The sequence below is a fragment of the Thermus sp. H19.2 genome, assembly GCF_054979525.1.
Window position 1 is genome coordinate 25,452 of the sequence record NZ_JBUFDB010000002.1, and the last position, 11,166, is coordinate 36,617.

The window sequence follows — 11,166 nt, forward strand, 5'->3', positions numbered from 1 at the left end:
CTTTGAGATATGGCGCTCAGCAACCGGGAGATGGTGGGCAAGGGCCTGGACCTTTTGCGGTCCGGTCTAAGGCCTTTCGTGGAGCGGGAGTACCGCCGGGCCTACGGCGAGGAATGGGCCAAGGAGGCGGGGGAGGTGCTCAAGGGGGACCGGGCTTCCCTCCAGGACCCCGACGCCCAGGCCCTCCTCAAGCTCATGGACTACCGCTGGGCCGAGGTTTTTGACGAGAAGCTGGGCCGCTGGGGCCGGACCCTGGTGAAGGAGCTTCTGGAGTTCCGCAACCGCTGGGCCCACCAAGGCGCCTTCTCCTTTGAGGACGCCCACCGGGCCCTGGACAGCATGACCCGCCTCCTGGAGATGATCGCCGCCGAGGAGGCCCAGGAGACGGCCCGCATGGCCCGGGAGCTCCTCAGGCGCCGCTTTGAGGAGGAGGCGAAGCGGGAGGCGGAGCGGGCGGTCAAGCAGTCTCCTGCCGCCCTTTCCCAGGGCCTCAAGCCCTGGCGGGAGGTGGTCACGCCCCACCCTGACGTGGCCTCGGGGCGGTACAGCGAGGCGGAGTTCGCCGCCGACCTGGCCCAGGTCCACCGGGGCGAGGCCGGGGAAGAGTACCAGGACCCCCTGGAGTTCTTCCGCCGCACCCACCTCACCACGGGGCTCAAGCGCCTCCTCCTCAACGCCCTGAAGCGCCTGGCGGGGGAGGGGGGAGACCCGGTGGTGGAGCTCCAGACGGCCTTTGGCGGGGGGAAGACCCACTCCATGCTGGCCCTCTACCACCTCTTCGGGGGGACGGTGGACCCCAGGGAGGTGCCGGGCCTCGAGGACCTCCTGGCCCAGGCGGGGGTGGACCGGGTACCGGTGGCGCGGCGGGCAGTCTTCGTGGGCACCGCCTATAGCCCCGCCCGCACCCACCCCAAGCCCGAGGGGGTGGTGGTGCGGACCCTCTGGGGGGAGCTCGCCTACCAGCTCGGGGGCGTGGAGGGCTACCGCATGGTGGAGGCGGAGGACCGCACCGGGGTAGCCCCGGGCTCCGATGCCCTAAAAGAGCTCTTCGGGTGCTTCAGCCCGGCCCTGGTGCTCATTGACGAATGGGTGGCCTTCCTGCGCAACCTCTACGGGGAGGAGGGCCTCCCCGCCGGGACCTTTGACCAGAACCTCACCTTCGCCCAGGCCCTCACCGAGGCCGCCAAGCGGAGCCCCCGCGTCCTGGTGGTGGCCTCCTTGCCCGCCTCGGACGCCGAGGTGGGGGGAGGAGGGGGGCGGGAGGCCCTGATTCGCCTCCAGAACGTCTTCGGCAGGCTGGAGTCCGTGTGGCAGCCCGCCACCCAGGACGAGACCTACGAGATCGTGCGCCGCAGGCTCTTCCAGCCCCTCTCGGAGGAGGGCTTCCGCCAGCGGGACGCGGTGGTTCGGGAGTACATGCGCTACTACCGGGAGCACCGGGGGGAGTTTCCGAGCGAGGTCCTCGAGCCCCACTACGGGGAAAGGATGCGCCTCGCCTACCCCATCCATCCGGAGCTCTTTGACCGGCTCTACGAGGACTGGGCCACCCTCGAGGGCTTCCAGCGCACCCGGGGGGTGCTCCGCCTCCTGGCCTCGGTGGTCTACACCCTCTGGATCCGGGGAGACACCTCCCCCCTGATCCTGCCGGGTGGCCTTCCCCTAGACGCCGACGGCCCCCGCTACGAGCTCGTTCGCCACCTCTCCCGCCACCAGGAGGGGTTTGACCAGGTGATCGACGCCGACATAGACGGCCCCAACGCCAAAGCCTTCGCCCTGGAGCGGGAGCGGCCCTCCTTGGGTCGCTACCAGGCGGCCCGCCGAGCGGCCCGGGCGGTCTTCCTGGCCACGGCGCCCGCCGGGGCGGCGCCCACGGGGAAGCCCCGGGGGGTGGAGGGGGTCCGGGTCAAGCTGGGGGCGGCCTACCCCGGGGAGAACCCGGCCCTCTTCACCGAGGCCCTGAAGGCCCTCTCCGAGCGCCTAACCTACCTCCACGCCGAGGGGGACCGCTACTGGTTCGAGACCCGCCCAAGCCTCAACCGGATGGCCCAGGACCGGGCGGCGGCCCTCTCGCGTGAGGAGGCCCTAATGGAACTGGAGGAGCGCCTGCGGGCCTGGGCCAGGGGCCGCCCCGCCCTCTTCCAGGCGGTGCACGTGGCCCCGGCGGGCTCGGAGGAGGTGCCGGACGAGCCCGCCCTGCGCCTGGTGGTCCTCTCCCCCAGGGCGCCCTACGCCAAGGGGGGCTCGGAGGCGGAGCGGTGGGCCCGAGGGGTTTTGGAGCGGCGGGGGCAGGCCCCAAGGCGCTACCGCAACGTTCTCCTCTTTCTCGCCCCCGAGGCCACCCTGGTCCCCGACCTGGAGGCGGCGGCGCGGCAGTACCTGGCCTGGCGTTCCATCTTTGAGGACCGCGAGCGCCTGAACCTCGGGGCGGGGGACGTACGCCAGGTGGAAAGCCGTCTCCGCCAGGCGGAGGAGACCCTGAAGGTGCGCCTCGAGGAGGCCTACCGCTACCTCCTCGCCTTCCACCAGCCCAACCCCAAGGCCCCGGACCTGGAGCTTAGCGCCATCCGCCTCCAGGGTAGCGGAAACCCCTTGGAGCGGGTGGCCGCCAAGGCCCAGAGCGAGGGGCTGGTCCTCACCAAGTGGCACCCCGCCTTCCTGGAGGAAGCCCTCGCCCGCTACGGGTTCTGGGAGGTGGCCGAGCCGGAAGGCGTCCTCCCCTTGAGGAGGCTCTGGGAGGACTTCGCCGCCTACGCCTACCTCCCCAAGCTCAAGGACGAGGAAACCCTCCTGGCCACCGTGGCCCAGGGAGTAGGGGAGGGGCGCTTCGGGTACGCCGGGAGCCTGGAAGGGGGGGTTCCCAAGGGCGTGGTTCTGGGCGGGGAGGTGGCCCCTTCCCTTGGGGGCTACCTCTTGCGGCCCGAGTTGGCCGCCCGGCTTTTGAAGGAGAAAGGAGGGGGGGATGCCCTGGGTGTGGCCCCGCCCTCGGGCCAAGAGGGGGACGATCGGGGGCCCACAAACCTGCCTCCCCCCAAGCCCTCGAGGCCCAAGCGCTTCTACCTCAAGAAGGCCCTCCGGGTGGAAAACCTACTCTCCGACGTGCAAACCTTGGCTCAAGAAGTCCTCCTTCACCTGGCCAAGGAGGGAGGGGTCCGGCTTGAAGTGGTCCTCGAGGCCCACGCCGAGGCCCCGGAGGGCTTCCCCGAGGGCTTGGAGCGGGTTCTTCGGGAGAACAGCCGGGTGCTCGGCGCCGAGGCCTCCTTCGAGGAGGCTTGAGGATGAGGGGTATGGGACACCTTGCCCCCCGGCCCGATACCTGACCCACCTCGGGGCCAGGGGCGGGTGGTCCTGCCCGCGGAGGTGCGCAAGGCCCTGGGACTCAAGGAGGGGGACGGCTCCTCCTCCGGGTGCGGGAGGAGGGCGCCCCCGGGGTGGCCCGCCGGGCCCTGGGCCTGTTCGCCCACGTGGCCCCAGGGCGGAGCCTGGTGGGGGAGCTCCTCGCCGAGCGGCGGGAGGAAGGATGACCGCAGTGTTGTATGCCCCCATAGGTGCCGTCAAAAGGCCGGAGCGCAGGGGGCGGAAAGCCCGGCCTGCCAGGGCTAAGGGGGAAGCGCCCCAGGTCTTCTAGGGGCGTAGAAGGCCCTCCCACGGGAAGGGCCGGGCTCACCCCGGACCCGGTCTTCCTCGCCCTCAGAGGCCGAGCCTCTGGAGGAAGGCCTCCCAGGTCTCGGGCACGGGAAAGCCTTGGGCCGCGAGCCTCGCCCTCTCGGCGAAGGCCTCCCGGGCCAGCGCCAGGGCGGCCTCCCGGTCCTCGCAGGCCGCGTCCTGGAGGTAGCGGCGGAAGGGGGTCCACTCCTCCACGGCGTCCAGGAGCTCGTCCGGATCGGCCTCCTCCCCCAGGTCCAGGAGCCCCTTCACCCAGGACAGGTAGGCCCGGGCTAGGGCCAGGGGGGCGTAAGTCATGGGGGTTTCTTGAGCCATACTGCCTTGTCCCAAGTAATGCTGAGCTCGCGTTTCAAACCCTCATAGGTACGGTCAAAAGCCACTTCCTGGACGTTTTCCTGAGCCATCGGACTTCGTTTCAAACCCTCATAGGTACGGTCAGAAGAAGATGGTAAAGGGGGTGCTCCCGGGTGGAGTCCATAGCACCCCCTCTTTTTTCACACCCCAGGGGTTGGGGTCAAGTAGCACACGAAGGGATTACATCCGGGCCCAGCGGTGGAGGGGCGCCAAGGTCCTCACCTTTGAGGACGGGGCCAAGGTGATGAACGCCTTCCTCCAGGGGCGGTGCGACGCCTTGGAGGACCACCTTATCCTTCCGGGGTTCCTTATGGCCGGGCACCATGACCAGGTACAATGGCCATGGTCATGAAGGTCTCCAAGACCTACTTCAAGGCCCACGCCCTGGAGCTCCTCCGCCGGGTGGAGGCTACCGGGGAGCCCCTCCTCCTCACCCACCGGGGCCGCCCCGTCCTGGAGGTGCGCCCCTACCGGGAAGAAGACCCCAGGGAGCGGCTTTTAGGTACCCTCCTCCGCTACGAGGACCCCACGGAGCCCACCGGGGAAGCCTGGGAGGCCTTGGGGTGAAGGGGCCTTTGGTCCTGGACACCCACGCCTGGGTGTGGTACCTGGCGAGCCCGGAGGTCCTTCCCAAGGGCCTGGCGCGGACCCTGGACGAGGCTCGGAAGAGGGAAGCCCTCCTCATCTCGGCCATCATCCCCTGGGAGGTGGCGGTCCTCGCCCGGAAGGGGCGGATCGCCTTTTCCCTGGAGCCCCGGCGCTGGCTGGAGGAGGCCTTGCGGGTGGGGGGGATCGGGGTGGTCCCCTTGGATGCGGGCATCGCCCTGGAGGCGGCCTACCTGGACCCGCCCCACCCGGACCCGGCGGACCGGTTCATTCTGGCCACGGCCCTGAGGCTCGGGGGGGTACTGGTGACCAAGGACGAGCGTCTGAGGCGGTACGCCAAGGCCAGGAGCCTTTGGGGGTAGCCATGTTGCGCCAGCCGAACAAGCGGTTGGCGAGACGGGCGTGGGGGAGGCCTGTATAAGGTGGTCCAAATTTAGGGCGGCGGCCCAGAGCTTCCCTTCCGAGGGCCCTTTTGGGGAGGGTTATAGGGCCCGGGGTGGAAGGGGCACCCTCCCCCGGGCCTCCCCTCCTTGGTCTGCCGTCAGCCCTCGCAGGCCCGGCAGGAGAGGAGCAGGTCCCGGCTATAGGCCTGGGCCATGCTCTGGCTGAACTGGTAGTAGAGGGCCTTGAGGCCCGAGCGCCAGGCGTGGAGGACCAGGGCGTTCACGTCCTTGGGCGGGGCCTCCGGGTGGACCACCAGGTTGAGGGACTGCCCCTGATCGATGTGCTTCTGCCGGGAGGCCGCGAGATTGACGAGGGTCATCTGGGAGACCTCGGCGAAGGTCTTGAACACCGCCTTCTCCTCCTCCGTGAGGAAGTCCAGGTGCTGCACGGAGCCGTTGTGCTCCAGGATGCTCCGCCACACCTTCTCCTCGTCTTTGCCCTTTTCCCGCAGCACCTCCGCCAGGAAGGGGTTCTTGAAGGGGACCCGGGCTTTCTGCAGGTCCTTCAGGTAGTAGTTGCTGGTGTAGGGCTCTATGGAGGGGGAGACCTGGCCCAGGATGAAGGCGCTGGACTTGGTGGGGGCGACGGCGAGGAGGGTGGCGTTGCGCCGCTCCTTGAGCTCCCCTACCCCGGCGAGCTCGTCCTCGGGGTGGCGCTTCCTCAGCCACCTCGAGGCCTCCTCCGCCCGCTCCCGGATGGTCTTGAAGATCTCGGCGTTTTTCCGGAAGGCCTCGGGGCTTTCCAGGGGGATCCTTTGGGACTGGAGGTAGCTGTGCCACCCCAGGACCCCGAGGCCGATGGCCCGGTAGCGCCGGGCGAAGCGCACCGCCCGCTCCAGGTAGGGGATGCCCTCCGCCTTCTCTATGAAGTCGTCCAGCACGGAGTCCAGGAAAATGACCAGGGTCTCCACCGCGTCGGTGCGCTTCCACTCCTCGTAGTGGAGGAGGTTCAAGGAGGAAAGGCAACAGACGAAGCTCTCCTCCTCCGAGGAGGGGAGCATGATCTCCGTGCAGAGGTTGCTGGCCCAGATGGTCTTGCCTAGGGCCTTGAAGACCTCGGGGGCCTTCTCGTTGGCGTGGTCCCGGAAAAAGAGGTAGGGGATGCCCACCTCGGCCCGGGCCTTTAGGATCTGGGCCCAGCGGGCCCGCTTCTCGGGGTCGCCCGCCACCATCTCCTCCAGCCAGCGGTTCCCCAGCGAGACCCCCCAGAAGAGGGACTGGACCGGGGAATGCTCCCGCTGGATGGAAAGCCACTCCTCCAGGTCCGGGTGCTCCGCGTCCAGGTAGGCGGCGCACTGGCCGCGGCGGGTGGAGCCCTGGTTGAAGACCTCGATCACCCGGTCAAAGAGGGAGGCGAAGGCGAAGGAGCCGTTGCTCTCCCCGTTGTCCCGGATGGGGGCCCCGCGGGGGCGGAGCCGGCCCAGGTAGAGGGAGGTGCCGCCCCCCTGCTTGCTCATCATCCCCACCTCGGCCACCGCCCGGAGGATGGAGGCGGTGTCGTCCTCCACGTAGGTGCCGTAGCAGGAGATGGGGAGCCCCCGCCTGAGGCCGTAGTTGGCCCAGATGGGGGTGGCGAGGGAGTACCAGCCCCGGGCCACGTACTCCTGGAACTTGCGGGAGAAACCCTCGACCCCCGTGAGGGCCTCCGCCCGGTCGGCGATCTCCTTCACCCTCTCCTCCACGCTCACCCCGGGGAGCAGGTAGCCCCGGCGCATGTAGAGGCGGGTGTGCTCGTTGGCCCAGTACCAGGGCTCGTAGGTCCGCTTGGCCTTGGTCATGCCTCCTCCTTCAGAAAAGCTCCTCCGGGTCAAAGCTTTGCACCCTTCGCGCGTAGGCCACGCTGCGCTTGTTGAAGAAGTCCACCTCCTTGTCGGCGAGGAGCTCCAGGGTGAACCACTCCGTGTCCCGAAGCCTCGCCGGGTCCACCGGGAAGGCCTCGGGGAGGCCGTGGAGGGCGAGGACCTCGTTGTAGCGGTGCTTGAGGAACTCCAGGGTCTCCCCGTGCCCCACCAAGGCGGGCTCCCCCAGGGCGAAGAGCCAGTCCAAGAGGCCTTCCTCGGCCCGGAAGAGCCCCTGGGCGAGGCGGAGGGCCTCCTCCTGGAAGGCTTCTCCGAAGAGGTCGGGCCTCTCCTCCCTGAGGAGGCGCAGAAGCTCCGCCCCGAAAAGGCCGTGGACGTTCTCCTCCTTGCTGGTGGCCTCGATGGCGTTGGAGACCCCCTTGTAGCGGTTGCCCCGGCGGTTCAAGGCCATGAGGACGTAGAACTGGGAGAAGAGGGAGACGTGCTCGGTGAAGGCGGAGAAGAGGAGGAGGGCCAGGGCGTAGTCCTTTAGGTCCGCCTCCTGGGAGCGCCGGAGGACCTCCTCGAGGGCCCGGGCCCGGTCCCGGAGGGGAGTGGCCTCTTCCAGGGCGTGGGCAAAGGCCGACTCGAGGCCCAGGAGCTCCAGGAGGTGGGCGTAGGCGTTGGCGTGGCGCACCTCGCTCTCGGCGAAGGTCATGCCCACCTCGGCGATCTCGGGCTTGGGGAAGCGGTCGTAGAGGCGGGCCCAGAAGAGCTTTACGGCGAGCTCCACCTGGGCGATGGCCAGGAGAGCCCGCTCCACCAGATGGCGCTCCTTCTCCTCGGAGAGGGCGTGGTCCTGGAGGTCGGACTGGAAGCTGAACTCCGTGTGCACCCAGTAGCTGTGCCGGATGGCGTCCCGGAAGCGGAGAAGCCCCGGGTACTCGTAGGGGCGGTAGTGGGCCCTAGGCGCCGTGAGGGGCACGGGCCTCACCTCCTTCCAGGGGCGGCACGGGGCTCGGCCTCCCCCGCTCGTCCAAGGCCACCAGGACGAACCCGCCCCGGGCGGCCAGGTAGGCCTCCTCGCCTTCCTTCACCGGCTCCACCCACATCTCCACCTCCACCCGCATGGAGGTGCGCCCTACCTCCTTGAGCCGGGCCACCAGCTCCACGATGGCCCCCAGGGGCACGGGCCGCTTGAAGTCCACGGCGTCGGCGTGCACCGTCACCACCTTTTTGCGCGCGTGCCGGGTGGCGGCCACGAAGGCCGCCTGGTCCATCCAGGCCAGAACCGTTCCGCCAAATAGGGTTCCGTAGTGGTTGGTCTCCCCGGGGAAGACGGGGTAGACCATCCGCGTTTCCCGCATAGCGCCTCCTTGGGCGGGAAAGAGCTTCCTAGAGCCGAAGGGCCTCTTTCGGGCGCTTGGCCCGTGACGGGTTTTGGGGGGTTAGGCTAAGGTCCCACGGGTATCACCACCTTCACCCTTGCCTCGAGGGCTACGGGGCAGGGCCGCGAAGCGGGTACTCGGGCTTCCGACCGGGAGGATGAGCGGAAGGCCTGGGCCGGTCACCGTTGCGGGACAGCGCCGGACTCGCACCGGTCTTCCCCCACCGCCTTTAGGCGTCCAGGCCTGTCGGCCTGGCATCGCGGCCAGGACACCCTAAGTGTTGGGCGTCCTGACCAAGACCCTACTACGGGTTGTGGGGAGGCGTCAAGCGGGCTTTTCGGGGAGGGTGGATTCTAAACCGAGAGGCACGCCCTCCAGGCATGGAACACGGCGGGGAACCGCCCCATCCTTGCCCAGGTGGCCACCTCTTCGGGTATTGTGGTCCTATGGGGGCGAAGCCAAAGAGCGTAGGCATAAGGGAGCTTAAGGCCCGCCTGAGCCGCTACCTTCGCCTGGTCCGGGAAGGGGGCGTTCTGGTGGTCACTGACAGGGGCAAGCCCCTGGGTCGGCTGGTACCCCTGACCCGAGACCCCCTGGAGGCCCTCAAAGGGCTCGCCCAGGCCGGGGTGGTCCGCTGGTCGGGCCGGAAGCCCCGCCCTCGCAAGCCCGTGGCCCGGGCCAAAGGACGCTCCGTGGCCGACCTCCTCCTCGAGGACCGGGAGTGATCCTGTACCTGGATTCCAGCGCCCTGGTGAAGCGCTATGTGGCCGAAGAGGGTTGACAACTGCCCCGGCTTTTATTATCATCCATGTCATCCATGAAGCTCTCCGACTGGGCCCGCAAGCACGGGGTGAGCTACCTCACCGCCTGGCGGTGGTTCAAGTCGGGAAAGCTTCCCGTCCCCGCCCGCCAGCTTCCTTCGGGCACCATCCTGGTGGAGGAACCTCTCCCCGAGGGGCGCACCGTGCTTTACGCCCGGGTTTCCTCCGCCGACCAGAAAGAGGACCTGGAGCGCCAGGTGGAGCGCCTGAAGGCCTTCGCCCAAGCCCAGGGATGGGCGGAGTACGAGGTGGTGGCCGAGGTGGGGTCCGCCACTAAGAAGAAGAGGAGGCTTCTCCAGGTTCTGGCCGATCCGGGCGTGAGCCGCATCGTAGTGGAAAAGCGCTCCCACCTAAGCCGATTCGGCTTCGCCCTGGTGGAGGCCGCCTTCCGGGCTTCGGGGAGACAGATTGTGGTCCTGGAGGACGAATGCGGGTGACCCAGGCCTTCCGCTTTGAGCTGGACCCCAACGCCCTCCAGCGCAAAGCCCTGGCCCAACACGTGGGCGCCGCCCGCTTCGCCTGGAACTGGGGCCTTTCCCTCTGCCTCAAGGCCCTGGAGGAGGGGAAGAAGCTCCCCTCCGCCCCCGAGCTCCACAAGGCCTGGAACGCCTGGAAACGGGAGGGGGCTCCCTGGTGGACGGAGGTTTCCAAGTGCGCCCCCCAGGAGGCTTTCAGAGACCTGGAGAAGGCCTTCAAGGCGTGGCGGGCGGGAAGGGCCGGGCTCCCCCGCTTCAAGCGGAAGAAGCTCACCCCCGACAACAAGGCCCGCCTCACGGGGAGCATCCGGGTCTTTCCCAGGCACGTCCAGCTCCCCCGCATCGGCAAGGTGAGGAGCAAGGAGCCCACGGAGAAGCTCCTCCGCCTTCTAGAGGAGGGGAAGGCCAGGATTCTGTCCGCCACGGTGTCCAGGGAGGCGGACCGCTTTTACGTGAGCCTCACCTGCGAGGTGGAGCGGCCCGACCCCAAGCCGGGGGAGGTGAGAAGCGAAGACGACGTCGTGGGGGTAGACCTCGGCCTCTCCTCCTTCGCCGTCCTCTCCGACGGTGCCCGGATAGAGGCCCCCAAGCCGTTGGCGAAGAAGCTCAAGCTCCTCAAGCGCCGCTCCAAGCAGTTCTCCCGCAAAGAGAAGGGTTCGAACAACCAGAAAAAGGCCGCCCTCAGGCTGGCGAGGCTCCACCGGAAGGTCAAGAACTTGCGCCTGGACTTCCTGCACAAGCTCACCACCTGGCTGGCGAAGACCAAGCCGGTCCTCGTGGTGGAGGACCTTAACGTCAGGGGCCTCTTCCGGGGCTTTCTCTCCCGGTCCGTGGCCGATGTGGGGTGGGGGGCTTTTCGGAGGACGCTCGCCTACAAGGCGGAGTGGTACGGGGCGACCCTGATCGTGGCTCCCAGGAGCTTCCCCAGCACCCGCCTCTGCTCCCGGTGCGGGCGCCTTCACGGAAAGGTGCCCCTCTCCTGGCGGGTCTTCCGGTGCGAGGCCTGCGGCCTGGAGATGGACCGGGACCTGAACGCGGCCTTGAACCTAAGGCGCTATGGTCTGGCCCACCTCACGGGCCCTACCGGGAGTTCCCCGGGAAGTCACGCCTGCGGAGACCCCGCTGGCGGCGGAACGGTCTCCCATCGGGACCGGTCTACGAGCCATGGGTCGTGGAAGCAGGAAGTGGCCTGTGGTCGTAGCTCCCTCGAGGGGTGAAAGAAACGACTATGGGTTACAGAACGGCTCGGAGGAAGTGGCGGCTTGGTCTGCAGAGGCCGAGGCCTTGGCCACGGCCCTCATCGCCCGGGTGGAGGTTCCGGCGGCCTTGGCTAAGGCCCGGAGGCTGGGTGTGCTGAGGGCGGAAGAATTTCGGCGGGCGATACGGGCCTTCATGGAGGACTGGCCGGATCTGGTCCAACTTCCCCTCACGGAGGCCCTGGCCGTACGGGCCGCGGACCTGGCGGTAGCCCACGGGCTCAGGGGCTACGACGCCGTGCACCTCGCCTCCGCTTCCCTGTTGGTCGAGCTGGGTGCTACCCCATGCGCCTGTTCGCTGAGGGTCCCCTGGGTAAGGGAATCGCCCTCGAGGACCCCTTCGGGTCCCGCATCTGGGTTAAGGAGGGGCGGCCCGGCCTC

10 protein-coding genes and 1 riboswitch are annotated in these 11,166 nt (G+C 68.7%); of the genes, 6 read left to right on the forward strand and 4 right to left on the reverse strand.

The annotated features are described in order from the left end of the window. Positions 1-9 precede the first annotated feature (9 nt). The gene (locus tag ACY5J6_RS12385; RefSeq protein ID WP_462846682.1) at positions 10-3,273 is read left to right on the forward strand and encodes a Swt1 family HEPN domain-containing protein; all 3,264 of its coding nucleotides are present in this window, start codon (positions 10-12) and stop codon (positions 3,271-3,273) included. A gap of 414 nt (positions 3,274-3,687) precedes the next feature. Here ACY5J6_RS12385 and ACY5J6_RS12390 read toward each other — a convergent pair whose 3' ends face one another. Next, a complete protein-coding gene (locus ACY5J6_RS12390) occupies positions 3,688-3,960 on the reverse strand; it encodes a hypothetical protein (RefSeq protein WP_462846683.1) in 273 nt (90 codons plus the stop codon). Positions 3,961-4,353: 393 nt separating this feature from the next. Here ACY5J6_RS12390 and ACY5J6_RS12395 point away from each other — a divergent pair, with 393 nt between their 5' ends. Together ACY5J6_RS12395 and ACY5J6_RS12400 are read left to right on the forward strand one after the other, a co-directional pair. Then, a complete protein-coding gene (locus ACY5J6_RS12395) occupies positions 4,354-4,584 on the forward strand; it encodes a type II toxin-antitoxin system Phd/YefM family antitoxin (protein WP_462846684.1) in 231 nt (76 codons plus the stop codon). Continuing rightward, positions 4,581-4,985 carry a type II toxin-antitoxin system VapC family toxin gene (locus tag ACY5J6_RS12400; RefSeq protein WP_462846685.1) on the forward strand — a complete coding sequence of 135 codons (405 nt, stop codon included), beginning with the start codon at positions 4,581-4,583 and terminating at the stop codon, positions 4,983-4,985. Before ACY5J6_RS12395 ends, ACY5J6_RS12400 begins: the two co-directional genes overlap by 4 nt. A 179-nt stretch (positions 4,986-5,164) precedes the next feature. Here the strand turns inward: ACY5J6_RS12400 and ACY5J6_RS12405 are convergent, their stop codons facing one another. The 3 genes from ACY5J6_RS12405 to ACY5J6_RS12415 are packed head-to-tail and all read right to left on the reverse strand — an operon-like array spanning position 5,165 to position 8,211. Further along, the gene (locus tag ACY5J6_RS12405) at positions 5,165-6,844 is read right to left on the reverse strand and encodes a ribonucleoside-diphosphate reductase subunit alpha (protein WP_462846686.1); all 1,680 of its coding nucleotides are present in this window, start codon (positions 6,842-6,844) and stop codon (positions 5,165-5,167) included. Between the two features lie 10 nt (positions 6,845-6,854). Continuing rightward, positions 6,855-7,829: a ribonucleotide-diphosphate reductase subunit beta gene (locus tag ACY5J6_RS12410; RefSeq protein WP_462846687.1), complete on the reverse strand. Its 975-nt coding sequence runs from the start codon at positions 7,827-7,829 to the stop codon at positions 6,855-6,857. Further along, complete coding sequence (locus tag ACY5J6_RS12415) at positions 7,810-8,211, reverse strand: hotdog domain-containing protein (RefSeq protein ID WP_054638521.1); 402 nt, start codon at positions 8,209-8,211, stop codon at positions 7,810-7,812. Before ACY5J6_RS12415 ends, ACY5J6_RS12410 begins: the two co-directional genes overlap by 20 nt. A 177-nt stretch (positions 8,212-8,388) precedes the next feature. Next, positions 8,389-8,488: riboswitch (cobalamin riboswitch) on the reverse strand. Positions 8,489-8,678: 190 nt separating this feature from the next. On the opposite strand from ACY5J6_RS12415, the gene ACY5J6_RS12420 reads away from it, so the two are divergent. From ACY5J6_RS12420 to tnpB, 3 genes are all read left to right on the forward strand, one after another. Beyond that, the gene (locus tag ACY5J6_RS12420; RefSeq protein ID WP_462846688.1) at positions 8,679-8,957 is read left to right on the forward strand and encodes a type II toxin-antitoxin system Phd/YefM family antitoxin; all 279 of its coding nucleotides are present in this window, start codon (positions 8,679-8,681) and stop codon (positions 8,955-8,957) included. A gap of 92 nt (positions 8,958-9,049) precedes the next feature. Continuing rightward, on the forward strand, positions 9,050-9,490 hold the full coding sequence (locus ACY5J6_RS12425; protein WP_462846689.1) for an IS607 family transposase: 441 nt from the start codon (positions 9,050-9,052) through the stop codon (positions 9,488-9,490). Further along, positions 9,481-10,746 (forward strand): IS607 family element RNA-guided endonuclease TnpB, encoded by a 1,266-nt coding sequence (gene tnpB / locus ACY5J6_RS12430; RefSeq protein ID WP_462846690.1) that lies wholly within the window; start codon positions 9,481-9,483, stop codon positions 10,744-10,746. The genes ACY5J6_RS12425 and tnpB overlap by 10 nt, the downstream gene beginning before the upstream one ends. Positions 10,747-11,166 lie beyond the last annotated feature (420 nt).

Bases quoted from the DNA above. Each gene is read 5' to 3' on its own strand.
- ACY5J6_RS12395 (WP_462846684.1), top strand. From the start codon at position 4,354: ATGGCCATGGTCATGAAGGTCTCCAAGACCTACTTCAAGGCCCACGCC.
- tnpB (WP_462846690.1), top strand. From the start codon at position 9,481: ATGCGGGTGACCCAGGCCTTCCGCTTTGAGCTGGACCCCAACGCCCTC.
- ACY5J6_RS12385 (WP_462846682.1), top strand. From the start codon at position 10: ATGGCGCTCAGCAACCGGGAGATGGTGGGCAAGGGCCTGGACCTTTTG.
- ACY5J6_RS12425 (WP_462846689.1), top strand. From the start codon at position 9,050: ATGAAGCTCTCCGACTGGGCCCGCAAGCACGGGGTGAGCTACCTCACC.
- ACY5J6_RS12415 (WP_054638521.1), bottom strand. From the start codon at position 8,211: ATGCGGGAAACGCGGATGGTCTACCCCGTCTTCCCCGGGGAGACCAAC.
- ACY5J6_RS12405 (WP_462846686.1), bottom strand. From the start codon at position 6,844: ATGACCAAGGCCAAGCGGACCTACGAGCCCTGGTACTGGGCCAACGAG.
- ACY5J6_RS12390 (WP_462846683.1), bottom strand. From the start codon at position 3,960: ATGACTTACGCCCCCCTGGCCCTAGCCCGGGCCTACCTGTCCTGGGTG.
- ACY5J6_RS12420 (WP_462846688.1), top strand. From the start codon at position 8,679: ATGGGGGCGAAGCCAAAGAGCGTAGGCATAAGGGAGCTTAAGGCCCGC.